The 23,640-nt window shown below is 63.1% G+C and carries 20 protein-coding genes and 1 pseudogene; 17 read left to right on the plus strand and 4 right to left on the minus strand.

Going from position 1 to position 23,640, the window contains the following annotated elements:
- Nucleotides 1-92 precede the first annotated feature (92 nt).
- Complete coding sequence (locus tag ACTQZK_RS07490) at nt 93-524, plus strand: helix-turn-helix domain-containing protein (protein WP_441899185.1); 432 nt, start codon at nt 93-95, stop codon at nt 522-524.
- A gap of 424 nt (nt 525-948) precedes the next feature.
- Here the strand turns inward: ACTQZK_RS07490 and guaA are convergent, their stop codons facing one another.
- Nucleotides 949-2,544, minus strand: coding sequence for a glutamine-hydrolyzing GMP synthase (gene guaA / locus ACTQZK_RS07495; RefSeq protein ID WP_441899187.1), 1,596 nt, complete (start codon nt 2,542-2,544; stop codon nt 949-951).
- 266 nt (nt 2,545-2,810) lie between these two features.
- Between guaA and ACTQZK_RS07500 the strand changes: the two are divergent.
- The 9 genes and pseudogenes from ACTQZK_RS07500 to ACTQZK_RS07540 all read left to right on the plus strand — a co-directional run.
- A pseudogene (locus ACTQZK_RS07500) lies at nt 2,811-3,065 on the plus strand (winged helix-turn-helix domain-containing protein); the annotation flags it as partial.
- Between the two features lie 12 nt (nt 3,066-3,077).
- On the plus strand, nt 3,078-3,764 hold the full coding sequence (locus ACTQZK_RS07505) for a restriction endonuclease (RefSeq protein WP_225749562.1): 687 nt from the start codon (nt 3,078-3,080) through the stop codon (nt 3,762-3,764).
- Nucleotides 3,765-3,887: 123 nt separating this feature from the next.
- Entirely contained in the window at nt 3,888-4,256 is a 369-nt protein-coding gene (locus ACTQZK_RS07510; RefSeq protein ID WP_441899189.1) for a propionyl-CoA carboxylase subunit beta, read from the plus strand.
- A gap of 66 nt (nt 4,257-4,322) precedes the next feature.
- Nucleotides 4,323-5,258 (plus strand): undecaprenyl-diphosphate phosphatase, encoded by a 936-nt coding sequence (locus ACTQZK_RS07515; protein WP_216529476.1) that lies wholly within the window; start codon nt 4,323-4,325, stop codon nt 5,256-5,258.
- A 177-nt stretch (nt 5,259-5,435) separates the two neighbouring features.
- Nucleotides 5,436-5,717 (plus strand): chorismate mutase, encoded by a 282-nt coding sequence (locus ACTQZK_RS07520; protein WP_114568017.1) that lies wholly within the window; start codon nt 5,436-5,438, stop codon nt 5,715-5,717.
- On the plus strand, nt 5,714-6,514 hold the full coding sequence (gene aroF, locus ACTQZK_RS07525) for a 3-deoxy-7-phosphoheptulonate synthase (protein ID WP_123191870.1): 801 nt from the start codon (nt 5,714-5,716) through the stop codon (nt 6,512-6,514). Before ACTQZK_RS07520 ends, aroF begins: the two co-directional genes overlap by 4 nt.
- A gap of 585 nt (nt 6,515-7,099) precedes the next feature.
- Nucleotides 7,100-8,830 (plus strand): Na/Pi cotransporter family protein, encoded by a 1,731-nt coding sequence (locus ACTQZK_RS07530; RefSeq protein WP_441899192.1) that lies wholly within the window; start codon nt 7,100-7,102, stop codon nt 8,828-8,830.
- A gap of 206 nt (nt 8,831-9,036) precedes the next feature.
- Entirely contained in the window at nt 9,037-11,388 is a 2,352-nt protein-coding gene (locus tag ACTQZK_RS07535) for an ATP-dependent helicase (RefSeq protein WP_428421063.1), read from the plus strand.
- A 235-nt stretch (nt 11,389-11,623) separates the two neighbouring features.
- Nucleotides 11,624-12,478, plus strand: coding sequence for a DegV family protein (locus ACTQZK_RS07540; protein WP_114568002.1), 855 nt, complete (start codon nt 11,624-11,626; stop codon nt 12,476-12,478).
- A gap of 94 nt (nt 12,479-12,572) precedes the next feature.
- On the opposite strand, the gene sdaAA is transcribed toward ACTQZK_RS07540, so the two are convergent.
- The gene (sdaAA, locus tag ACTQZK_RS07545; RefSeq protein WP_428421065.1) at nt 12,573-14,228 is read right to left on the minus strand and encodes an L-serine ammonia-lyase, iron-sulfur-dependent, subunit alpha; all 1,656 of its coding nucleotides are present in this window, start codon (nt 14,226-14,228) and stop codon (nt 12,573-12,575) included.
- Nucleotides 14,229-14,457: 229 nt separating this feature from the next.
- Here sdaAA and ACTQZK_RS07550 point away from each other — a divergent pair, with 229 nt between their 5' ends.
- Nucleotides 14,458-15,825, plus strand: a complete 1,368-nt coding sequence (locus ACTQZK_RS07550) for a putative manganese-dependent inorganic diphosphatase (protein ID WP_428421067.1) — start codon at nt 14,458-14,460, stop codon at nt 15,823-15,825.
- Here the strand turns inward: ACTQZK_RS07550 and ACTQZK_RS07555 are convergent.
- Nucleotides 15,822-16,712 carry a LysR family transcriptional regulator gene (locus ACTQZK_RS07555; protein ID WP_225749435.1) on the minus strand — a complete coding sequence of 297 codons (891 nt, stop codon included), beginning with the start codon at nt 16,710-16,712 and terminating at the stop codon, nt 15,822-15,824. The genes ACTQZK_RS07550 and ACTQZK_RS07555 overlap by 4 nt on opposite strands.
- Nucleotides 16,713-16,860: 148 nt before the next feature.
- On the opposite strand from ACTQZK_RS07555, the gene ACTQZK_RS07560 reads away from it, so the two are divergent.
- On the plus strand, nt 16,861-17,151 hold the full coding sequence (locus tag ACTQZK_RS07560; protein WP_114568007.1) for a hypothetical protein: 291 nt from the start codon (nt 16,861-16,863) through the stop codon (nt 17,149-17,151).
- Nucleotides 17,152-17,322: 171 nt separating this feature from the next.
- Here the strand turns inward: ACTQZK_RS07560 and ACTQZK_RS07565 are convergent, their stop codons facing one another.
- On the minus strand, nt 17,323-17,901 hold the full coding sequence (locus tag ACTQZK_RS07565; RefSeq protein ID WP_181792634.1) for a nitroreductase family protein: 579 nt from the start codon (nt 17,899-17,901) through the stop codon (nt 17,323-17,325).
- Between the two features lie 164 nt (nt 17,902-18,065).
- Here ACTQZK_RS07565 and ACTQZK_RS07570 point away from each other — a divergent pair, with 164 nt between their 5' ends.
- From ACTQZK_RS07570 to rpsJ, 5 genes are all read left to right on the plus strand, one after another.
- The gene (locus ACTQZK_RS07570) at nt 18,066-19,181 is read left to right on the plus strand and encodes a M20/M25/M40 family metallo-hydrolase (protein ID WP_216529468.1); all 1,116 of its coding nucleotides are present in this window, start codon (nt 18,066-18,068) and stop codon (nt 19,179-19,181) included.
- A gap of 1,023 nt (nt 19,182-20,204) precedes the next feature.
- A complete protein-coding gene (gene rpsL / locus ACTQZK_RS07575) occupies nt 20,205-20,576 on the plus strand; it encodes a 30S ribosomal protein S12 (protein ID WP_114567123.1) in 372 nt (123 codons plus the stop codon).
- A 117-nt stretch (nt 20,577-20,693) separates the two neighbouring features.
- Nucleotides 20,694-21,164 carry a 30S ribosomal protein S7 gene (rpsG, locus tag ACTQZK_RS07580; RefSeq protein WP_114567124.1) on the plus strand — a complete coding sequence of 157 codons (471 nt, stop codon included), beginning with the start codon at nt 20,694-20,696 and terminating at the stop codon, nt 21,162-21,164.
- Between the two features lie 14 nt (nt 21,165-21,178).
- Complete coding sequence (fusA, locus tag ACTQZK_RS07585; protein ID WP_114567125.1) at nt 21,179-23,284, plus strand: elongation factor G; 2,106 nt, start codon at nt 21,179-21,181, stop codon at nt 23,282-23,284.
- A 33-nt stretch (nt 23,285-23,317) separates the two neighbouring features.
- Nucleotides 23,318-23,626, plus strand: a complete 309-nt coding sequence (gene rpsJ / locus ACTQZK_RS07590; RefSeq protein WP_009304899.1) for a 30S ribosomal protein S10 — start codon at nt 23,318-23,320, stop codon at nt 23,624-23,626.
- The last annotated feature ends 14 nt before the right edge of the window (nt 23,627-23,640 follow it).

Below are 23,640 nucleotides of genomic sequence, written 5' to 3' on the forward strand. Positions count from 1 at the left end.
CAGACACAATAACTGATACAATTATGTATCAATGAACTATTTCGTCGAGATTCGCCGAAAAACACATTTGGTATTACAGGTCAGGAGGCCCGATGAAGATCGGAGAGAAGATCCATCGCATCAGGAAAGAACGCGGTTACACCGCCGAGCAGTTCGCCGAGATGCTTGGCATCTCCGCCGTCTCACTGCGCAAGTACGAATACGGGGAGCGCACGCCGAAAGACCCCATGATTGCCGAGATCGCACGCTGCCTTGAGGTGAACCCCTCGTCCCTGAAATCCGACTGGGGAAGCGATGCGAATGATGCGATACACATATTGTTCGAATTGGAGGAGGCGTTCTGCCTCGAGCCTATCAAGGTAGGCGGGACGGTGGTTCTCGCCTTGCCGGAGAGCTTTGAGAACGAGGATCAGGAGGCTTTGGCGAGGGCGCTTCACCACTGGTACAGAAACAACAGGGATCTGAAGGATGACGAGCTGACACGCAATGAATACGTCGCCTGGAAGGATTCGTTCCAAGCCTAACGGCTGCAACATATGCTCAAATGGCCTCGTCAGGGGCCATTTTTATGCCGTGACCCGTTCGTGACCCAAACCGAAAAAAATTGGGTAGTAAAAAATGATACGTATTCGTATCAATTACGCAGTTGCAGGTGGCTAACGGGTTGTACGGAGTCCTGCATCGCGGTTTTTGCAGGTAATGATACGTATTCGTATCAATCGATATTCCGCATTAGCTATGACACTTTTGGAAAAAAATGCAGGTGAGAACAGGTATTCCAACCTGTTAGCCACTTGCAAAACGACTTCATATCGACTTCATTCTTGTGGGTCACGTTATTACTAATTTGTATTCGATGGCTAATTAATAGATATGAAAACACCCCTTGAGCTGGTGTTTCTCAAGGGGTGCGTTAGGTCACGCATTGATACGAAAATGTATCAATAACTATTCCCACTCGATCGTCGCCGGCGGCTTGCTCGTAATGTCGTACGCCACCCGGTTCACGCCCGGCACCTCGGCCACGATGCGGCCGCTCACGCGCGCCAGCACCTCGTAGGGCAGCTTCGCCCAGTCGGCGGTCATCGCGTCGCTCGACTCCACGGCGCGCAGGATCACGGGATAGCCGTACGTGCGCTCGTCGCCCATCACGCCGACGCTCTTGATGTCGGGCAGCACCGCGAAGTACTGCCACACGCTGCCTTCGCCGTTGCGCTCGCCGGTCTGCTCGAACACAGCCACGTTGTACGCGTCCAGCTCCTCGCGCACGATGGCGTCCGCCTCCTTCAGGATGGCCAGCTTCTCGCGCGTCACCGTGCCGATGATTCGGATGGCCAGACCCGGCCCCGGGAACGGCTGGCGATGCACAATGTGATCGGGCAGTCCCAGCGCCGTGCCCAGCGCGCGCACTTCGTCCTTGAAGAAGTGGTCCAAAGGCTCGATCAGGTCGAAATGCACGCCTTCGGGGAAGGGGATCAGGTTGTGGTGGCTCTTGATGGTGCTCGCCTTGCCGCCGGTTTTGCGCGCGCCGCTCTCGATGATGTCAGGGTAGATGGTGCCCTGCGCCAAAAACCTCACGCCGTCCAGCTTCTGCGCCTCGTCGAAGAACACCTTCCAGAACTCGGTGCCGATGATCGTGCGCTTTTCCTCGGGATCCACCACGTCGGCCAGCAGCGCCGCGTAGCGATCCTCGGCGTGCACGTGCACGAAATCCACGTCGAACTGCTTCGTGAACACGGCCTCCACCTCTTCGGGCTCGTCCTTGCGAAGCAGGCCGTGGTTCACGAACACGCAGGTCAGCTGCTTGCCGATAGCCCGTGCGCACAGCGCGGCCACCACGGAGGAGTCCACGCCGCCCGAAAGGCCCAGAATCACGCGAGCGTCGCCCACCTGCGCGCGGATGGCCTCCACCGCATCGTCGATGATGGAGTCCATGGTCCAGTTTCGCTCCAGCTCGCAAATGCCGAACAGGAAGTTCCTCAGCAGCTCGTCGCCGTGCGGCGTGTGGCGCACCTCGGGATGGAACTGCGTCGCGTACAACCTGCGCTCGGCGCATTCCATCGAGGCTACGGGGCACGTCTCGGTCCTCGCCGTCACCGCGAACCCTGCGGGCACGTGCGCAACCGCGTCGCGGTGGCTCATCCACACCGTTTGCTCGGCCGGCGTCTCGCCGTACAGCTGCGATGCGCCCGCGTCGCAGCGCTCGAGCTCGGCCGCGCCGTACTCGCCCTTTTCCGTATGGCCCACGGTGCCGCCCAGCGTCACGGCCATGATCTGCTGCCCGTAGCAAAAGCCCAGCACCGGAATTCCCAGCTCGAAGATCTCAGGGTCGATGGACGGTGCGTCCTCGGCGTACACGCTGGCCGGGCCGCCCGACAAGATGATGGCCGCCGGCTTCATTTCGCGCACTTCGGCGGCGGCGATGTCGCACGGGACGATTTCCGAGTACACGCCCAGATCGCGCACGCGGCGGGCGATCAGCTGCCCGTATTGCGCGCCGAAATCGACGACGATAACCTTCTGGTCGGATGATGCTGTGGTCATGTTCGCTCCTTTTTGCACGGGCGGCGCGGGACCGGGCGCGCCCGCCTTGCCTTCGTTCGCCGCCAATCTTACACGAAACCCCTCCCGCCCTGCGTTTCCAGTATGTTTCCGCCGGGGATTCCCCACGTAGTTTGCACGAAGACGCCATTTTGCGCCTCGTCGGGGCAGGGGCCTTTCAGTTGATGATGCGAACCCTGCATGCCCGCATCATGGCGTACAATGCTGAAGCGCAAACAAGAAGGCCTCTCTAGTGGAAAGCGGTTGACATGCCCATTCCGTCTCAGTATGAAACGCATAAGCCGGTGCTCGAGTTCTTTGCTGCTGTTGAAGAAGCTGGTCGAGTGGAGGCGAAGGCTTACTTGGCCGATGTCTGCAAACTTTCTGCTAGCGAGCGCGCCCTGCTTACCTCAAGTGGTGTTCCGGTATACCAAAGTCGCGCGGACTGGGCTGTGTCGAATTTGTCTGCCGCGGGATATCTGGAACGCGTTACGCGTGGGGTATATTCTTTGTCCGAAAAAGGACGATCGGCTCTTTTGTCCGGCATTGACGGCGAAACGCTCGGTCGTCAAGTCATTGCCGAGGCGTCCCGCGTCAAAAGAGAAGGCTTTTCTGCTCCTGAAGCAGGCGAGGCGTCGGATGGCGGCATTTCGGTTGCGACGGACTGCTCGAATCTTGGGGAAGGGGAAGTTGCGCCATCGGAGGCTCTTGCGCAGCCCCCGTTCGAAATCATGACCGCTGCGCATCAAGAGATCGATGCTCAGTTGAAGCAGGAACTTCTGGTTACCATTTTGGATAGAAGCCCCGAATTCTTCGAGCAGCTGGTGGTCGACCTGATGGAGCGACTGGGGTATGGACAGGGCGCGCGCACGCCCTATCGCCACGATGGAGGCATTGATGGAAAAATCTACAAGGACAGCCTCGGCTTCGACCGCGTGTTCGTTCAGGCGAAGCGTTACTCTAAGGGCAACAACGTGCAGCGTCCGGAGATTCAGGCGTTCATCGGCGCATTGAATGGCGTGAGCAAGGGCGTGTTCGTGACGACGTCGCGATTTTCGGCAGGAGCCGTCGAATGCGCCGAGCGATGCGTTCACGCGAAAATCGCGCTTATTGATGGAGAGCAGCTTGTGCGCATGATGATAGAGCGTGATCTGGGAGTGTACACGCGCAAGGTGTTCCAAGTGAAGGAGATCGACTCGGATTACTTTAACGCCGACTTGTAGGTGCCGGTCTGCCCACCGGTTGCGAGACAGCCGGCGAAGTTCCGCCTTCTTTGCTTGTTCCGGTTCATGGGGCCTGTTTGTTTTCTTCGACCCCGACGCTCATCCTCGGGTACAATCCCTGCCATGGAGAACGTGCGAGACGACATATCGACGCTCGACGAGCCTGCGTCCGCGTCCGTGCTTGCGCCTGCGCCCGCGTCTGCGGAAGCGGAGGCCGCACCCAGCGCGACGGGAGCGCCTGAGCCCCAGGCGGCCTCGCCGCAAGCAGGGGAGCGTCCCGACGCCGACCGGCATCGTCGCGATCTGCACGCCTCGTTCAACGACCGCATCTCCTACCTGTGCAAGCTCGTCGCGCTCGTCATCGCGCTCGTCGCGCTTGCCACCATGGCGCTCGGTCAGGAGCTTCCCCAGTTCGTTCTCATGGGGTTGTGCCTGTCGGTCGCGCTGCTGGCCATCGCGGCACTGCAGGATCACCACCAACGCCGGCGCTAGCAACCAGGCGCGGCCAACGTCCGCGCGCATCTATTCGACCCGAAAGCAATCAGAGGTACTGCACGCATGATCATCGAAGCATTGAAATCCCTGCTCATCGGCATCGTCGAGGGCATCACCGAATGGCTGCCCATCTCGTCTACCGGCCACATGATCCTGGTGGACGAATTCGTGAAGCTGCAAGTGTCCGATGCGTTCCTGGCGCTGTTTCTGGTGGTCATCCAGCTGGGCGCCATCCTGGCGGTGCTCATCCTGTACTTCCACAAGCTGAATCCCTTCTCGCCGAAGAAAACTTCGGTCGAGAAGAAAAGCACGTGGCGCCTGTGGGGCATGGTCGCCATCGGCTGCATCCCCGCGGCCATCATCGGCATCCTGTTCGACGACTGGGTGAACGAGCATTTCTACAACAAAGTGACCGTCGCCGCCATGCTCATCCTGTACGGCATCGTGTTCATCGTGCTCGAGCGCCGCAACCGCCGCCGCTTGCGCGAGGCCGAAGCTGCGCTGGAGGCGCCGCGCGGCCGCCATGCGCGCGCTTCGCAGACCGACCTCGCCGAAGAGGCTGAGGCTTCTGTGTTCAAGATCACCAACGTCGACGACATTGACTGGAAGACCGCGCTCAAGATCGGCTGCTTCCAGGTTCTGGCCATCATCCCGGGCACCAGCCGCTCCGGCGCCACCATCATCGGCGGCATGCTGTCGGGCTGCTCGCGCACCGCGGCGGCCGAGTTCACGTTCTTCCTGGCCATTCCCATCATGTTCGGATGGGGCCTGGTGAAAGCCCTCAAGTTCTTCGTGGCCGGCTTGGTTATGACGCAGGTGGAAATCGTGGTCCTGATCGTGGGCATCGTGTCTGCGTTCGTGATGTCGGTCGTTTCCATCAAGTTCCTCATGGGCTACATCAAGAAAAACGACTTCACGGTGTTCGGCTGGTACCGCATCGTCGTGGGCGTGCTGGTGCTGGGCTACTTCGCCTTCGAGTCCATGGGCATGCTGCCGTAAGGCGACGTCCGTCGGCCGCACTGGCCATTCACCCAGGAACTTCCTAGCAAATATTGACGCGGCGGGCCGTTCTGGCCCGTCGCTTTTGCTATCATACTGAACCACACGAGGGCCGGTCGCCCGCCGGGCGCCAAGGGCCATGCTCGTTACCGCATAAGAGTCATGAGAGGAAAGCCGATGTCTGAAGAGAACAGCTCCTTCGCGGAGATCCAAGAACATCGTGCCAAGATCGACGAGATTGATCGTCAGATCGTCGCGCTGCTCAATAAGCGCGCCGGTCATTCGCTGGTCATTCGCGGTCTCAAGCCCGGTGCTCATCTGGGCCTGTACGATCCGCGGCGCGAAGAGGAGATCTTCGCGAAACTGAACAGCTATAACGAGGGTCCCCTGTACAACGAGAACCTGCGTGAGATCTATGCCAGCATTCTTAAGGTGATGAAGGAGACCCCGTCGGTATGAGCGAACAGATAGCAACCAAACTGCCGGATTACGGCACTCGATCCGACGAGATCACCATCTTCGCCGGACCGTGCTCCGTCGAGAGCAAAGAACAGTTCGAAGAAGTGGCCGAATGCATCGCCGATCTGGGCCTCACCTGGATTCGCGGCGGCGCGTTCAAGCCGCGCACGAACCCGCATTCGTTTCAGGGCCTGGGCGAGGAAGCCCTCAAGATCATGCAGGATGCCGGGCAAAAGTACGGCCTGAAAACCCTGACCGAGGTCATGGACTCCGCGCACTGCGAGATGGTCCACTCCTACGTGGACGGCCTGCAGGTGGGCGCGCGCAACTTCCAGAACTTCAGCCTGCTGAAGAACATCGGCCAGGTGACGAAGGACTCCCACAAGATGGTGCTGTTCAAGCGCGGCTTCGCGGGCACCATTTCCGAGTGGCTGTCGGCAACCGACTACATCACCATGGAAGGCAACGACAACGTGGTGCTGTGCGAGCGCGGCCTGCGCACGTTCGAAACGGCCACGCGCTTCACGCTGGACATCTCGGCCGTGCCGGTCGTGCACAAGCAGAGCCTGTATCCGGTGTGCGTGGACGTCTCGCATCCGGCGGGCGTGCGCGACCTGGTGCCGCCGCTGGCGAAGGCTGCCGTGGCCGTGGGCTGCGACTCCATCATGATCGAGGTGCACCCCAATCCGCCGGCGGCTCTGTCCGACGGCCCGCAGCAGCTGACCCCGTCCCAGTTCAGGGACCTTATCGCCGAACTGCGCGAGATCGCGGCCGTGTTCGGGAAGAAGATCGTGTAGCGCTTCGCCGTCAGCAAACGGCAAAGCGCCTCGACGCCGGACCCGGGCCCTTCGACGCTCCTGCCGAAGGGCCCGTTCGCTTCCGCCGAAGGGGGCCGCTCGCTTCCGCGCTGTTCGGGCGAATGGGCAGGGGGTCGAGTGGGTGCGTTACCCTCTTCGTGCACAGTTTTGCCCTCAATGTTGCGCACGGGGAGCAAACCGAGAAGCCGGCTTCAATATGGCCCTGCGTTTTGCCTGGTCGCAAATGCTCGTCGTCGCCGGGCGGGCCTCGACGTGCGTTTGAGCGTAACATTGGGGGCAAAACTGTGCGCCCAGGCAAGGCGCCCGCCGCCGTCCCGTCCCTCAGCCGTCCCGTCCCTCAGCCGTCCCGTCCCGCCGCCGTCCCGCCGCTGACCCGCCGTCGGCGCGCCTCTCGCTCGCTGCGCCATGTCCCTCGCAGCATGGCGTCGATCCCCTCATTCGCCCAATTGTAAAAACTTTACCTGAACTTTACATTCCCTTGACAATGGCCTTACCGTTCGCCCGGTATCCTTTCGCTTCGCGTGCATTGACGCTTGTAACCGATGATGCGAAGGGGAGTCCCGCGTGAACGCTCCGATGGAAACCGTGTTCGGCCTGCTGGGCGGACTGGCCGTGTTCCTGTTCGGCATGAACATGATGTCCGAGGGCCTGCAAAAAGCCGCAGGCGCCAAAATGAAGTCCATCCTTTCCCTGCTCACCTCGAATCCCGTGCTCGGCGTGCTGGCCGGCGCGGTAGCCACCGCCGTGCTGCAAAGCTCCAGCGCCACCACGGTCATGGCCATCGGATTCGTGAGCGCCCGCCTTATGACCATGCGCCAAGCCATCGCCGTCATCTTCGGCGCCAACATCGGCACCACGATGACCGCGCAGCTCATGGCCTTCAAGCTGAGCGACTACATTTGGCTCATCGTGTTCGTGGGCTTCATCGTGTGGTTCATCGCGAAAGACGAGCGCATCAAGAACATCGGCCAGACCGTGTTCGCGTTCGGCTTGCTGTTCGTGGGCATCGACACCATGGGTGCCGTCATGAAGCCGCTTGCGCAAAGCGAAGTGTTCCTGGCCATGATCGAGCAGGTGAAGGACATCCCCGCGCTCGGCGTGGTGGTGGGCACGGTGATGACGCTTGTGGTGCAAAGCTCCAGCGCCACCATCGCCGTGCTGCAAAGCTTCGCCTCGCAGGCCGGCCCCGACGGCGTGACCAGCGTGCTGGGCCTTGCGGGCTCCATTCCCATCCTGCTGGGCGACAACATCGGCACCACCATTACCGCGCTGTTGGCTTCGATCGGGCAATCGCGCGACGCGAAGCGCACGGCGGTGGCGCACAGCGTGTTCAATATTTCAGGCGCGCTGGTGTTCATCTGGTTCGTTCCCGTGATCGTGCAGTTCGTGCAGTTCCTGACGCCCGGTCCCGAGCTGGACGTCATCGCGCGCCAAATCGCGAACGCGCACACCACGTTCAACGTCGTGTGCACGCTGCTGTGGTTGCCGTTCATCGGAGTGATGGTGAAGATCGTCACGTTTTTGGTGCCCGGCAAGGGCGGCGAGCATGACCAGGACGCCCTTGTGAACCTGGACGACAAGATCGTCGGTCAGCCGGTGTTCGCCATCAGGATGTTCGGCGAAGAGCTGCAGAAGTACTGCGAGAAAGTGCGCGACATGCTGACGGCGTTGCCCGAGGCCATCGCGAATAAGGATGCAGCCGCGCTCAAGGCGCTCAAGGCCGATTGCGCAACGGTGGAGGCTGCGGAAACCGAGCTTGCGAACTACGCGGTGGAGCTTTTGTCGGCCGGCGCGACCAGCGAAAAGCAAGCGGCCGAGATTTCCGACCTCATGTTCATCGTGGACGCGGTGGGGCGCATCGGCGCGCGCTGCGGGGAAGTGTCCGCGCTTTACAGCGAGCGCTTGTCGTCCAAGAAGCAATTCTCGGACGAGGCGCGCCAGGAGTTGGGCGAGAGCGCGGCCATGGTGGCCGAGATGTACGGCGCGGTCCTGCAGTTCCTGAGCGATCAGGACGTGGCGTCGGAGCGCGTGCTCGACGAGCGCCGCCGTCAGATCATCAAGCGCCAGAGCAAGGCGCGCAAGGATCACTTCCGCCGGGTCAGCAGCCAGCAGTGCGCTCCTGAGAACAAGGCGGTGTACAACCAGCTGCTGCTGTGCCTTGAGCGCGCGGGCAACGAATGCTCCAACCTGGTAGAGCATGGGGCCGAGCTGTCCATGTGGGGTGACTCGCTGGGAGCCGATCGCACGGATTCGCGTGGCGGCGGATCCGACGAGCTCGTGGAGGCGCTCGCCTAGAGCGCGCGTCTGCGGCGAGGCGGCCGGGGCATCGACGGCGCGACCCTCGATGCCTCGACCCTCGACGGCTCCCGTCAACCCTCGGCAACCCTCGGCAGCGCGCCTCGCCCTCCTTGCGCAGATTGCGCGCGTTTGCTTGGGCGCCTTGGGGAAAAGGGGTAGAATACGAAGGCTCATTTCACCTCCATGCCAAGGAGACTGCTCACATGCCAATCGATATCGAAACCCTGAACGGACCGCAGCGCGAAGCGGTCGTGACCACCGACGGGCCGCTTCTGGTGCTGGCTGGCGCCGGGTCCGGCAAGACGCGCGTGCTGACGTACCGCATCGCGAACCTGATCGAGAACCTGGGCGTTGCCCCGTGGGAGATCCTGGCCATCACGTTTACGAACAAGGCGGCCGCCGAGATGCGCGAGCGTCTGACCGGCCTGGTGGGCCCGCGCAGCCGCGGCATGTGGGTGGCTACGTTCCACAGCATGTGCGTGCGCATCCTGCGCGCGGACGCGGAAAAGCTGGGCTTCACCAAGAACTTCACCATCTACGACGTGGACGATCAGAAGCGCCTGTACAAAGAGATCATGGCCGAGCTCGACATCGACCCGAAGCGCTTCCCGATCAACGCGCTCATGAACCGCATCTCCACGGCTAAAAACGAGCTGGTGGTGCCCGCCGAGTTCGAGAAGCAGGCCAGCGACCCGGTGGGGAAGGTGGCGGCGCGCGTCTACACGAAGCTGCAGGAGCGCCTCAAAGCCGCGAACGCGTTCGACTTCGACGACCTGCTGCTGTACGCGTTCCTTTTGCTGAAGAACCATGCGGACGTGCTGGACGCCTACCAGGATCGATTCCGTTACATCATGGTGGACGAGTACCAGGACACGAACCACGCCCAGTACGCCATCACGGGGCTTTTGGCCGCGAAGCACAAGAACATCATGGTGGTGGGCGACGACGACCAGTCCATTTACAGCTGGCGCGGCGCCGACATCCGCAACATCCTTGAGTTCGAGCAGGACTACCCGAACGCGCACACGGTGAAGTTGGAGCAGAACTACCGCAGCGTCGGTAACGTTTTGGCGGCTGCGAACGCCGTTATCGCCAACAACCAGCACCGCAAGGCGAAAAAGCTGTTCACGGATGCCGAAGAGGGCGACAAGATCCAGGTGTACATGGCGTCCGACGAACGCGACGAGGGCCGCTGGGTGGCCGGCGAAATCGAGAAGCAGCGCGCACGCGGCCTGACGTACAACCAGATGGCCGTGTTCTACCGCACCAACGCCCAGTCCCGTATGCTGGAAGATATGCTGCTGCGCGCCGGCGTGCCGTACCGCATCGTCGGCGGCACGCGCTTCTTCGATCGCGCGGAGATCCGCGACGTCATGGCCTACCTCACGCTCATCGTGAACCCGGCCGACGACATCGCGGCCAAGCGCGTGATCAACGTGCCGCGCCGCGGCGTGGGCAAGGCCAGCATCGAGCGCATCGAGCAGTTCTCGCGCGAGATGGACATGACGTTCATGGACGCGGCCGAGCTTGCCATCGTGGATCCGGAGCTGCGCGCGGCCACGCGCCAGGCCATCGGCGGGTTCGTGGGCCTTATCAAGGAGGCGCAATCGTACGGCGGCGACCTGCGCAAGGTCATCGAGGCCGTCATCGACAAGAGCGGCCTCATCGCCGCCCTTCAGGCCGAAGGCACCGACGAGGCTATCGGCCGCATCGAGAACATCAAGGAATTCTTGGGCGTTGTGGACGAGTTCGTGGACACGCACGACGAAGAGGATGCCGAATACGCCGCCCCCACCGCCGGCGAGGATGCCGAAGCGGCTCCCGTGCGCGTGCTGCGCGGCGACTCGCTGGCCGACTTCATCGAGTGGGTGCGCCTGCGCACGGATTTGGACACCGTGGCTGAAGACGGCATGGCGGTCACGCTCATGACGGTGCACTCGTCGAAGGGCTTGGAGTTCGATTGCGTGTTCGTGGCGGGCATGGAGGAAACGCTGTTCCCGCACATGAACAGCGTGAACGATGCCGCCGGCATCGAGGAGGAGCGCCGCCTTGCCTACGTTGCCATCACGCGCGCCCGCAAGAAGCTGTTCCTCACCTGCGCCTACGCGCGTCAGATCTTCGGCCAGACCTCGTCGAACCCCGTTTCGCGCTTCATCCAGGAGATCCCTATGGAGCTGCGCCAGACCACGGGCGTGGGCTCGGCCGGCTTCAGCGGCACGGGCTGGGAGAAACGCGGCAGCCGCAAGGGCATCGCCGGGTCGGGGACCGAGGCGGGCGGCGGTCGCGTGTTCGGTCGCTCGAGCGCGTCGGGCTCGGCGGGTCGCTCGGATGCGCGCACGAGCCGCGTAGCCTCTTCGTACGTGCGTCCCGGTGCCGAGAAGAAGTCTGCGGCCAAAATGACGTTTGCGGTCGGCGACACCGTGGACCACAAGACGTTTGGCCGCGGCAAGGTGACGAAGGTGGACGGCGACACGCTCTACATCAAGTTCGCCAAAACGGGCCAGACGAAGAAGCTCCTGAAGGACTACGCGCCTATCGTCAAATTGAACGGGTAGCGCGCGACCTTCCGGAAAAGCCCGTGCATGCAGCGCCCGCCGAGCAACGCGGCGGGCGCTGCGCGTTAAGCGCGTGCACATGATGCGTCTGATGTGCGAGTTTCGGTGTAGCTGTGCATAATTCACATTTTTACTTGCCATCGGTTTCCTTGCCCGTCATTATGAAAATACTCCTGTAGCGCTAAGTGAATTCCTCAGTGCAGGCAGGGTTGATATACGAGAGAAGGGGACCCCCATGAGGATCGTAGCCGATTCCTCCGTCATGTACTCTATCGAGCAGGGTGCAGCGCGCGGTATGAAGATTCTGCCGCTTGCAGTGACCATCGACAACGAGACGTGGCTTGAATACGAGGAGATCACAACCGAGGACTTCCTCGCGCGCGTGCGTGCCGGCGCGATGCCGCAAAGCTCCTGTCCTCCGCCGCATCTGACGCTCGAAGCGTACGACACCGAAGAAGAGGTGCTGCACATCACCATGGCCGACGGTCTGTCCGGCGCGTACGGCGTGGCGCACGGATTGGCGAAGCAGGCTCCGCACCCCGAGCGCGTGCACGTGGTGAATTCGGCAACGCTGTGCGCGCCCCATCGTGCGTTGGCGCTGGCCGCCGTGGAGCTGGCGAAGCGGTGCGAGCATGCAGCTGACGTGATCGAGCGCCTGCGCCCCATGATCGCGAGCGCCCACTCGTTTCTTTTGCCGGAGGATTTCGAGTACCTGCGTCGTGGGGGTCGCTTGACGCCGCTGGCTGCGAAGTTCGCGCATCTGGTGAAAGCGGCTCCGGTCATGTGCCAAACCGATGATGGCACCCGCCTGGAGCGCTTGGCTATTGCCCGCAGCTTCAAGAAGGGCGTTGAGGCGGTAGTCGCCGAGCTTGAGAAGCGCGGCGTCGGCGAAGGCCATTTCATCAGCGTGAGCCATGCGGACAATCCCGAAGGTGCTGGTTGGGCCATGGATCGCTTGAAGGCCGCGTTCTCCGGTTGCCGTTTCGGCATCTACGATTTGGGTCCGGCGTTCATCACGCAGGGCGGTCCGGCGTGCATCGCCATTCAATCCATCGATCTGAAGGCGTTCCCCGACCTCGCAATGGGCTAGGGTTCGACGACGCGAACGAGATAAAGGGGCGGGGCCGGCGAGATAGCGGCCCCGCCCTTCGTTTAGTGCCGTTCGCCTTTGCGCTGGCGCGTTGTCAGGCTCCGCACTGTGCGCACCAGGCGCAAGCGGCCGGCGCCGCGGCTATGCCGCCAAGGGCGCTCTCTCGCAGTTCGAAGGGCAGGGAACGCCCCACTTTGTCCATGACGGCCACGGTTTGGTCGAAATCGACCAGGTTGCCAATGCCGGCCAGCGCGATCTGCGCGCTGACGAGCGCCGTTGCGGCTCCGGATGCGTTGCGCTTCTGGCAGGGCACTTCCACCAGGCCCGCAACCGGGTCGCACACAAGCCCCATCATGTTCGTGAGCGCGTTGCCCGCTGCGTTCAGGCACTGGGCGGGCGTGCCTCCTGCAAGCTCCACTGCAGCTGCGGCTGCCATTGCCGCCGCCGACCCGATCTCCGCCTGACAGCCTCCCTCTGCGCCCGATACCGTTGCGTTGCGCGTGATCAGGTATCCGATGGCCGCCGCGGTCGCTATGCCGCGCGCCAGGTCTTCATCGGCGAAGCCCCTGGAATCCTGCAGGGCAAGCAGCACGCCGGGCAGCACGCCCGCCGAGCCTGCCGTGGGGGCGGCTACGATGCGGCCCATGGACGCGTTCGTTTCCAGTACAGCCATAGCGTAGGTCATGGCGGCGGAAAGCTGGTCGTCGCAGAGCGCTTCGCCGCGGGCGCGCAGATCGGTCAGCTTGCGCGCTTCGCCGCCAAGGAGACCTCCCATCGAGGGCAGCGTTTCGCGAACGGGCTGCGTTGCGGCGCGCTTCATAACGGAAAGAGCCAGGTCAAGATAGCATTTTGATGTATCGGCCTGTCCTAAGCTGGCTGCTAAAGCTGCCTCGCGGGCCAAAAAGGCCTCCGAGAGCGATGCGCCGTTCGTTTCGCACCAGGCAAGCAGATCCGCGCCCGATGCGAAGTCGAGATTCGCGAATCGCTGGAGTGCACGATCGAGCGCTTCAGCGCTCTGCTGCGCGTCGCATCCTTCGTCGCTGGCGCCGGCGCTGGCGCACGGAGCCGCGCTGCCCGCGTCGCCGGGAATGATGCGCACGTCGTAGATGGCCGGGTTGCTTTCGATGGCCGTTTTCGCCGCAACGTCCACGTCTTGGTCGGTTTCGAGAACGGTGTAGGCCGTGTCTCCGCGCCGCTCGCGATACATGCGCGTGGTGGCGATGTTCACGCCGCGCTCGCTCAGGCTTTGCGCGATGTGCGCCAGCACTCCGGCCACGTCGCGTTGGCGCACGACGATGCTCGTGCTTTCGCCGGTCACGTACACGTCGATGCCGTCGATGCGGCGGATGACCGCCGCCCCGCCGCCCACGCTTTCGCCGCGCACGCTCATCTTGTTGCCGGCGGCGTCCTGCATGAGAATGTCGATGGTGTTGGGGTGCTCGTAGTCGTCGGCATCGGGCAGAGTCGTGAAGCGAAACGAGAGCCCCGCCTGTTCGGCCAGCTCGAACGAATCGCGTATGCGCAGGTCGTCGGTTGCCAGTCCCAGCATGCCGGCCACGAGCGCCTTGTCGGTGCCGTGCCCGGTCAGAGTGTGCGCGAACGATCCCAGCAGACGAAACTCGACGCTTCTCGGTTCGGCAAGGCAGAGCCGGCGCGCCATGAACGCGATGCGCAAAGCTCCCGCCGTATGGGAGCTCGAGGGTCCTACCATGATGGGGCCGATGATGTCGGTTAAGCCGAGCGTCGCCATGCTCGTCCTCCTTCGCGTTGCGTTCGTCGCCGCCATGGTAGCGCATGGGGCATCGTTTTACCCGCACTTTCGTGAGTTTTAACGACGAAAAGCCCGTAGGGGCTTGCGCTTCAAGCTTCAACGCTATACTGAACTGGTCATAATCGGGCGTTTTGATCCCGAGCACATCACTGGGCGGAGAGCAGAGGTCCCGCACGCGCGGAAGGGCCTCACGGTAAAGGAGCGAACAATGCCGGCACCCATCATCGTCGTGGGCCATAAGAATCCTGACAACGATTCCATCAGCGCGGCCGTCGGGTACGCGTATCTCAAGAACGAATTGGAGAAGCGCGCTTCGGGCGATGCCGATCCGAAGCGCGTGTACGTCCCCGCCCGTTTGGGCCCCATGCCGCCTGAGAGCGCCTGGATCCTGGAGCGCAGCGGCCTGCAGGCCCCCGAGGTGGTTGCCCACGTGCATGCGCGCGTGGCCGACGTCATGACGCCGAACCCTATTTCCATCGGCCATGATGCAACCTTGCTTGAGGCTGGTCGCCTGCTGCGCCAGCACAACGTGCGCGCGCTGGTGGTCACCAACGACGACGGCACGTACCGCGGTCTCATCACCACGCGCATGATCGCCGAGCGCTACATCGCTGCTACCGACGCCCTGGAGGAGGGCGGCGCGAACGAAATGGCCGTTGCCGGCGACCTTATCGCGTCGCTCGGCCAGAAGGTGGCCGACATGACCGAAACCGACGTGCTGGTTTTGGACAAGGAAGGGCTTCTCAAGGAGGCCATCGAAGACCTCATGTCCAGCGCTTTGCGCGAAGCCGTCGTGCTCGACGACAACGACGTGGCCATCGGCATCGTCACGCGCTCCGACGTGGCCGTGCGTCCCCGTCGCAAGGTGGTGCTCGTGGACCATAACGAGACGCGCCAGGCGGCGAACGGCATCGAGGAGGCCGACGTGGTGGAGATCATCGACCATCACCGCATTGCCGACGTCATGACGGTCAACCCCATCCAGTTCCTCAACCTGCCCGTGGGATCGACCGCCACCATCGTCACCCTGGAATTCCGTCGCCACGGCGTGGAGATACCCGCGTCCATCGCAAGCGTGCTGCTGTCCGCCGTCATGACCGACACGGTCATTCTCAAGTCGCCTACGACCACCGACGTGGATCGCGAGCAGGTGAAGTACCTGGCCGACATCGCGGGCGTCGATCCGACCGAGTTCGGACTGGCCGTGTTCAAGTGCCGCGGCGGCGAGGACGACATGCCGGTCGACAAGCTGGTGGGCGCCGATGCCAAGGAATTCCAGATCGGCGACGCCACGGTTCTCATCGCCCAGCACGAGACCGTCGACCTGCCGGCCGTTATGAAGCGCGAGCAGGAAATTCGCGACCACATGCGCCAGCTGCGCGACGACCACGGCTACGAGTTCGTGCTGCTGCTGGTCACCGACATCGTGGCGGAGGGCAGCCAGTTCATGTGCGAGGGCAACCGCCGCATCGTGAACCGCGTGTTCGGCATCAACTGCACGGGCGAAGGCGGCACGTGGATGCCCGGCGTGCTCAGCCGCAAAAAGCAGGTGGCCGCCAAGATTCTCGGCGCCTAGCCGTCAAGCGGGGAAGCTTCCCGCCAACGCTCATCGAAATACGTTGCCAAGAAGCCGTGGAATGCCGCGGCTTCTTCTCGAAGGGGGTGCGCCGTCTCCAGCTTGATGGTGCGCACGAAGCGATCGTCGGAAAGCGGCTCCAGGCGCGCGTTGCCGTCCCCGAGCGCTCCCCAGCTGCGCTCGGGCCAAAACCCCACGCCCAGTCCCAGGCCGATCATGTTCCTGACCACTTCCGGGCCGTCGCTTTCGAACGCCACGCTGGGGCGGAATCCCGCTTCGGCGCATAGACGGTCGCATGCCTCCCGAAACGCCCGGCTGCCCGCCAGGCAGATGAAAGGATCTTCGGCCAGATCGGCTAGGTCGATGGGCCCTTGTCCCGCCCGCTCGATGGGAACTGCTATTCCAATGCGCTCGCGGTACAGGCGCGGCGGCTCCACGTGCAAGGAGGTCGATCCATGCGGTCGATTCACTCCTTCAGTGCTCAGTCGTATGTCCCAATGCTCCTGAGCTTCTTGCTGGGTGATCACGAATCGCGTGTCGGGATGCTGGGACCGCCATGCTGCTATCGCGTCCACCACCAGGCCCGAGGCCGACAAGATCGACAGTCGCACCGTGGCGTTCTCGCGACCGGACACCTCGGCGAGTTCGTCGGGAATGGAGTCGAGGGCGGCCAGCACCGGCCTGATGCGCTCGTCGAGCGCGCGTCCGCACGCGGTCAGGCGCACGCCTCGTCCCGCTCGTTCGAGCAGCTTTACGCCCAGCTCCTGCTCCAGCCGGTGAATGGTCTGCGTGAGCGCTGGTTGCGCCACATGGAGCTTCTTGGCGCTATTCGTAATATGCTCGCTGCGCGCCACCTCGTGAAAGTAGCGCAGTTGCTGTAGCTCCATGAGAGTCCCCGCCTTCATTCATACGTTCAGCATTATGAATTCAGTATAATCAATATATTGGACGCAGAAGGGGCGCGGGTATACCGTTACCGTCGGAATGCAAGCGCGAGCGCGACTGGAAAGGCCGCGCGTAGGAGATGATCTGCGGATGGCGGAGATACTGGAGGCTGCGATGCTCGTATGTTTCGGGCTGTCGTGGCCGCTCAACGCGTACAAGAGCTTCAAGGCTGAAACCGCAGCGGGTACAAGCTGGCAGTTCATCGGGTTGATTACGGCCGGCTACCTGGCGGGCATCGCCGCGAAGTTCGTTTCGGGCTCGGTGAACTGGGTGTTGGCCGTGTACTTCATCAACCTTGTGTGCATTGGGGTGAACTGGATCGTGTACGTGCGCAACCGTCGGCTGGATGCCGCGCGAGAAGAGGAACTGCTCGTCTTGTAGCCCGCTCGCGCGGGCGGAGGCTTGCGTCCCGCGTACGCGGCGGCTCCCGCTCGTGCAGGCGGCGACCATCGTTCCCACGCGACAGCCAATGTCCCGCAGGCGACGGCCTGCGTCCGCACGGGCAGCGGTCCCCGCCCGCGCAGGCCGACCTTTGCCCCCGCGCGACAGCCCTTACAAAAGCACGTCGGAAAGAGGGCGCTTCGGGACGTGATGGACGCTCGCCTCGTCACGCCAGTATTCCGTCGCTCCATTGGCGGAAATGGTGGAAACGACCACTTTTTCGGCGGGCTTTCCCAGGGCGAGCACCAAATCGGGCTTGAAGCGATCCCCGTCGATTCCCAGCGCCTGCGTCAGGCTGCGTCGCTTGAAAGATCCCAGGATGCAGCCGCCGTAGCCGGCTTCGACGGCTTGCAGCATGATGGTTTGCGCGGCAATGCCCTCGTCCCAGGCGGTGAATACGTCGGCGAGCGTGCGGTCGCAGTCGCTCAGGATCACAATGTAGGCGCTCGGCCTTTCTCCCGGCTCCGGCCCCGGCCAGTCGGGGAGGGCCTTCGCCCATGCGCAGCAAGAGAAGACTTTCTCGCAGGCGTGCTCGTCGGTTACCAGAGCGTAGCGCAGCGGCTGGGCGTTTCCGCTTGAAGCTACCAAGCGGGCAGCATCGATCCAGGAAACGAGCGTCGATCGCTCGATGCGGGCGGCTTCGTCGAATCGGCGGTAGCTTCGGCAAGCTTTGACAAGGTCGTGCAGCATGGTGCCTCCTTGTTGTTCGGGCGGCGGTTGCGCTCCCGTTGCCGGGTTTTCGCGCATCGGGTTACCCCGATGATTATAATGAAGTTCGCTGCGATTGGGTGCCCCGGTGCCTCCGTTGCGGCTAAATCGAAACGTAGCCGTCCGCACGTCCCGAAGGAAAGCTCATGAATCCGAACCGTTTGCTCGACCTGTTCCTGGAGATCGTTCGCATAGAAAGCCCCTCGCGCAAAGAGGGCCTTATGGCGAAGCGCTGTCAGCAAGAGCTTCTTGACCTGGGATTCAAGGTGCGTTTCGACGATTCTGCAAGCGAAACGGGTTCGGAAACGGGCAACCTCATCGCCTATCGCGAGGGTCGGTCGAAGGGCCAGATCGTGCTTTCCGCGCACATGGACACGGTGCAGCCGTGCGCGGGAATTTCCCCGGTGGTCCAAGACGGCGTCGTGCGGTCTGCCGGAGACACCATTCTGTCCGCCGACGACAAGGCGGGCGTCGCGGGCATCTTCGAGGCATTGCGCTCGCTTATCGAAGCCGACGAGGACATGCCTTCGGTGACGGTGCTGCTTACCACTTGCGAGGAGTTGAGCCTGCTTGGCTCGGGCGCGTTGTCCGAAGACGAGCTGCCTGCGGGTGCGCCGTGCTACGTGTTCGACGCCGACGGCGCTCCGGGCACCGTGATCCTGGGCGCACCGTGCCACTACACGTTGCGCGCGGCGTTCTCGGGCCGCGCGGCGCATGCCGGTGTGGAGCCCGAGGCGGGCGTTTCCGCTATCCAGATGGCTGCGGAGGCTGTTTCGGCCATGCGTCTGGGGCGCCTTGACGATGCGACCACGGCGAACGTCGGGCTCATCGAAGGCGGGCGCGAGGTGAACGTGGTGGCCGACTCGTGCACGCTGGCGGGGGAGTGCCGTTCGCTGTACCGCGACCGAGCCGATGCGCAGCGCCAGGCCATGACCGTCGCGCTCGAGGAGGCTGCCGCGCGTTTCGGGGGTTCGGTGGACGTGAGCTGGCGCGAGGATTACGGCCCCGTGCTGTACCAGGAGTCCGATCCGCTGGTGCAGGGCGTTGCCGCGGCCGCTCGTGCGGCAGGGCTTGAACCGGCGTTTCGCTACTCGGGCGGCGGCGCGGACGCGAACATCCTGTCTGCGCGTGGCGTACGTGCCGTGACCTTGGGCATCGGCATGACGAACTTCCATTCCGTTGACGAGTTCATTATCGTGCAGGATCTGGAAGGCACCGCGCGCCTGGCCGAAGAGCTCGTGCGGCAGGCCGCCCGCTCGTAGGCGCTGGCGGGGCTTGGCGGCTCGAGCGGCCGTTGCCGCGCGCGCGGTCGGCGATTCGAGCGTCGCGCTGCTGCCGCGTGGCCGGCGACCCACGCCGCGCGCTGCTGCCGCGTGGCACGGGTTGCTACCGTGTGGCCGATGGCTCGAGCGTCGCGCTGCCGCGCGCATTGCGTCTGCGCGCTGCCGTTACGTGCGCGTTTCGCCCATCAGCGCCGCCCGGGATGGGACCTTGCGCACGAAAAACCGCTCCCGCTGGTAGTTTCTGACGGTTTGGGGTCGTTTGACTCCCGCTGCAAGCCGGCTATTTTCAACTAGGATTCGCCACGTACTCTTGACCAGGTACGATGCGAAGTGTCCTTCAGCCGAAAGGGCGGCGAAGGCGAATCGACGACCCCTAACCGTCAAAACCTGCCAGCGAAGGCGGTTTTTCGCGCGCAAGCGGGGCAGGGTGCGGTTCCGATGCCCGCCCCGCCCGCGACCCTCGGTCCCGTCCAGGCACCTCACCCGCTCCGCCAGGCGCCCCGCCCACGACCTCAGGCATCTGGCCCACGACCCACGGCGCCCCCGCCCGTCCAGCCCGCCCGCTCCGCCAGGCGCCCCGGCGCCTCCTGCTCCGCCCAGCGCGCCCAGCCCGGACGCCCCGACGCCTCCCGCCCCGCCCGGACCCCTCCCGCCCGCGTCCCCCGGCGCCTCCCGCCCCGTTCGCGCTCCCGGTCTTGCCCAGCGTGCCCGCATGCTTGTCAAGAATTCTTCGCGATTATTTGGAAAACAATGGACATTTTGTAGTTCGTTTGCCTTCGATATTTGTTTTACCTGCGCAAACGTATGTCAATACCTATGGACACTCCCGGATGCGTGGCGTTTGACAACCCTGATAGCGGGTGGTAGAGTTCTCGTTCGCGTCTTAATGACGTGCGTTTTCCTGTGTGAATCAGCTGAGCACACAGGAAGGCGATGCGACAAGCGATTCCTTATTTCAGTATAAAGGCAATCGGACAAGTAAGAGGTAAAAGGAGAGAAGCTTTGCCTACTATCAACCAGTTGGTCCGCAAGGGCCGCAAGCAGTCGGTCGACAAGAAGAAGACACCGGCTCTGAAGGGCAACCCGCAGAAGCGCGGCGTGTGCACCCGTGTGTACACGACCACGCCGAAGAAGCCGAACTCGGCTCTGCGTAAGGTCTGCCGCGTGCGCCTGGTGAACGGCATGGAGGTTACGGCCTACATCCCGGGCATCGGCCACAACCTGCAGGAGCACTCGATGGTGCTCATCCGCGGCGGTCGTGTTAAGGACCTCCCCGGTGTGCGCTACAAGGTCATCCGCGCAGCGCTCGACTGCTCTGCGGTGGACAACCGCAAGCAGGCTCGCAGCCGCTATGGTGCCAAGCGCCCGAAGTAAGTAACCATTAAGTCGCGCGGGCCGCGAAACCGCAGCTTCCCAAAGGGGGAGGCGACGGGGGCCTAATGGACGGAAAGAATGCCGTCTCGAAGCGCGCAGGAACAAAAAGGAGAACACATGCCGCGTCGTGCAGCAGCAGTCCGCCGTGAAGTACAGCCGGACGCCCAGTACAACAACCGCCTTGTCACGCAGTTGATCAACAAGATCCTGCTTGACGGCAAGAAGGCCACCGCCGAAGGCATCGTCTACGGCGCTTTCGCCATCATCGAGGAGAAGACCGGCGGCGACCCGCTGGCCGTCTTCAAGAAGGCTATGGACAACGTCCGCCCCACGCTCGAGGTCAAGCCGAAGCGTGTCGGTGGCGCTACCTACCAGGTGCCGATGGAGGTCAACTCCCGCCGCGCCACTACGCTTGCGATCCGCTGGATCGTCGACTTCTCTCGTAAGCGCAAGGAGCACACCATGAAGGCCCGCCTGGCCGCCGAGATCATGGACGCCGCCGAGAACACCGGCGCGTCGGTGAAGAAGCGCGAGGATCTGTACAAAATGGCCGAGTCCAACCGTGCGTTCTCGCACTACCGCTTCTAAGGGGGCACGCGCTCATGGCTAAATCCCCTCTGAACCAAACGCGCAACTTCGGCATCATGGCCCACATCGACGCGGGCAAGACGACGACGACCGAGCGCATCCTGTACTACACCGGCAAGACCCACAAGATCGGCGAGGTGCATGACGGCGCCGCGACGATGGACTGGATGGTGCAGGAGCAGGAGCGCGGCGTGACCATCACCGCCGCCGCTACCACCTGCTTCTGGGAGAAGGACGGTGCTGAGTACCGCTTCCAGATCATCGACACCCCGGGCCACGTTGACTTCACCGCCGAGGTCGAGCGCTCCCTGCGCGTTCTCGACGGCACCGTTGCGGTGTTCGACGCCGTTGCCGGCGTGCAGCCGCAGTCCGAGACCGTGTGGCGTCAGGCCGAGCGTTACGGCGTGCCCCGCATCGCGTTCATCAACAAGTACGACCGCGTGGGCGCCGACTTCTTCCACGCCATCGAAACCATGAAGGACCGTCTGGGCGCTGCCGCTATCGCCGCTCAGATGCCCATGGGCGCCGAGGACAACTTCTGGGGCGTCATCGACCTGGTCACCATGACCGCATGGGACTTCAAGGCCGACGACAAGGGCATGACCTACCCCGAGCCCATGGACGCCATTCCGGCCGAGTTCGCCGAGGAGGCTGAGCTGCGCCGTCAGGAGCTGATGGAGGCCGCCGCCGACTGCGACGACGCTCTTATGGAAAAGGTGCTCATGGAGGAAGAGGTGACGGTCGAGGAACTGAAGACCGCCATCCGCAAGGGCGTCATCAACTGCCAGATGAACCCCGTGTTCGTGGGCTCCGCCTACAAGAACAAGGGCGTTCAGGAACTGCTCGACGCCGTGGTGGACTACCTGCCGAGCCCGCTCGACATCCCCGCCATCAAGGGCACGAACCCCGATACGGGTGCCGAGGAAGAGCGTCCTGCCGACCTGAAGGCGCCGTTCAGCGCGCTGGCCTTCAAGATCATGACGGACCCGTTCGTGGGCAAGCTCACCTACCTGCGCGTGTACTCGGGCAAGCTGGATTCCGGCTCCTACGTGATCAACGCGTCCAAGGACAAGAAAGAGCGCATCGGCCGTCTGCTGCAGATGCACTCCAACCAGCGTGTTGACATCGACTCCTGCGGCGCAGGCGACATCGTTGCCGTCGTGGGTCTGAAGGCTACGTCCACGGGCGATACCCTGTGCGACGACAGCGCTCCGGTCATCCTCGAGTCCATGGAATTCGCCGAGCCGGTTATCGACATCGCCGTCGAGCCGAAGACGAAGGCCGAGCAGGACAAGATGGGCGTCGCGCTGCAGAAGCTGGCTGAAGAGGACCCGACGTTCCGCGTGTCCACCAACCAGGAGACCGGCCAGACCATCATCGCCGGCATGGGCGAGCTTCACCTCGAGATCATCGTCGACCGCTTGCTGCGCGAGTTCAAGGTCGAGGCGAACGTCGGCAAGCCGCAGGTTGCTTATCGTGAGACGGCTACCAAGCCGGTCATGGGCGCCGAGGGCAAGTTCGTTCGCCAGTCCGGCGGTCGCGGCCAGTACGGCCATGCGGTTATCAACATGTATCCGCAGGAAGAGGTCGGCAAGGGCTACGAGTTCGAGAACAAGATCGTGGGCGGCGTCGTGCCGAAGGAGTACATCACCCCGATCGACAAGGGCATCCAGGAAGCGCTGAACTCCGGCGTGCTGGCGGGCTACCCCGTCGTGGACATCCGCGTCGAGCTGGTTGACGGTTCCTACCACGATGTCGACTCCTCCGAAGCTGCGTTTAAGGTGGCCGGCTCCATGGCTATCAAGGACGCGCTGCGCAAGGGCGGCTCGGTCATCCTCGAGCCGATGATGGCCGTCGAGGTCGAGACCCCCGAGGAGTACATGGGCGACGTTATGGGCAACCTGTCCAGCCGTCGTGGCCAGATCCAGGGCATGGGCGACCGCGGTAACGCCAAGACCATCAAGGCGAAGGTTCCGCTGTCCGAGATGTTCGGTTACGCCACCGACCTGCGTTCTGCGACGCAGGGCCGCGCTTCGTACACGATGCAGTTCGATTCGTACGATCCGGTGCCGAAGAACGTGGCGGAAGAAATTATCAGCAAGGCCGGCGGCAACGCCTAGGGCGTGCGCGCGAGCATAACGGAGGTAAAGTAAGTGGCTAATCAGAAGATTCGCATCCGCTTGAAGGGGTACGATCATGAGATCGTGGATCAGTCCACGAAGCTCATCGTCGATACCGCGCAGAAGACGGGTGCCAAAGTATCCGGTCCCATTCCGCTGCCGACGGAGCGCAACCTGTACTGCGTCGTCAAGGGCCCGCACGTCGACAAAGATTCGCGCGAGCAGTTCGAGATGCGCACGCACAAGCGCCTGATCGACATCCTGGAGCCGACCCCCAACACGGTCGATTCCCTGATGCGTCTCGATCTCCCCGCCGGCGTCGACATCGAGATCAAGCTGTAAAGGGGGATGTGCGA

Origin of the sequence: Paraeggerthella sp. LCP19S3_G8 (assembly GCF_052119225.1) — a bacterium.
GTDB classification, from domain to species: Bacteria; Actinomycetota; Coriobacteriia; order Coriobacteriales; family Eggerthellaceae; genus Paraeggerthella; species Paraeggerthella hominis.

Bases quoted from the DNA above. Each gene is read 5' to 3' on its own strand.
- ACTQZK_RS07570 (WP_216529468.1), top strand. From the start codon at position 18,066: ATGAATCCGAACCGTTTGCTCGACCTGTTCCTGGAGATCGTTCGCATA.
- ACTQZK_RS07540 (WP_114568002.1), top strand. From the start codon at position 11,624: ATGAGGATCGTAGCCGATTCCTCCGTCATGTACTCTATCGAGCAGGGT.
- guaA (WP_441899187.1), bottom strand. From the start codon at position 2,544: ATGACCACAGCATCATCCGACCAGAAGGTTATCGTCGTCGATTTCGGC.
- ACTQZK_RS07515 (WP_216529476.1), top strand. From the start codon at position 4,323: ATGATCATCGAAGCATTGAAATCCCTGCTCATCGGCATCGTCGAGGGC.
- ACTQZK_RS07555 (WP_225749435.1), bottom strand. From the start codon at position 16,712: ATGGAGCTACAGCAACTGCGCTACTTTCACGAGGTGGCGCGCAGCGAG.
- ACTQZK_RS07520 (WP_114568017.1), top strand. From the start codon at position 5,436: ATGTCTGAAGAGAACAGCTCCTTCGCGGAGATCCAAGAACATCGTGCC.
- rpsG (WP_114567124.1), top strand. From the start codon at position 20,694: ATGCCGCGTCGTGCAGCAGCAGTCCGCCGTGAAGTACAGCCGGACGCC.
- ACTQZK_RS07490 (WP_441899185.1), top strand. From the start codon at position 93: ATGAAGATCGGAGAGAAGATCCATCGCATCAGGAAAGAACGCGGTTAC.
- ACTQZK_RS07535 (WP_428421063.1), top strand. From the start codon at position 9,037: ATGCCAATCGATATCGAAACCCTGAACGGACCGCAGCGCGAAGCGGTC.
- ACTQZK_RS07565 (WP_181792634.1), bottom strand. From the start codon at position 17,901: ATGCTGCACGACCTTGTCAAAGCTTGCCGAAGCTACCGCCGATTCGAC.
- aroF (WP_123191870.1), top strand. From the start codon at position 5,714: ATGAGCGAACAGATAGCAACCAAACTGCCGGATTACGGCACTCGATCC.
- ACTQZK_RS07550 (WP_428421067.1), top strand. From the start codon at position 14,458: ATGCCGGCACCCATCATCGTCGTGGGCCATAAGAATCCTGACAACGAT.
- sdaAA (WP_428421065.1), bottom strand. From the start codon at position 14,228: ATGGCGACGCTCGGCTTAACCGACATCATCGGCCCCATCATGGTAGGA.
- ACTQZK_RS07510 (WP_441899189.1), top strand. From the start codon at position 3,888: ATGGAGAACGTGCGAGACGACATATCGACGCTCGACGAGCCTGCGTCC.
- fusA (WP_114567125.1), top strand. From the start codon at position 21,179: ATGGCTAAATCCCCTCTGAACCAAACGCGCAACTTCGGCATCATGGCC.
- ACTQZK_RS07560 (WP_114568007.1), top strand. From the start codon at position 16,861: ATGGCGGAGATACTGGAGGCTGCGATGCTCGTATGTTTCGGGCTGTCG.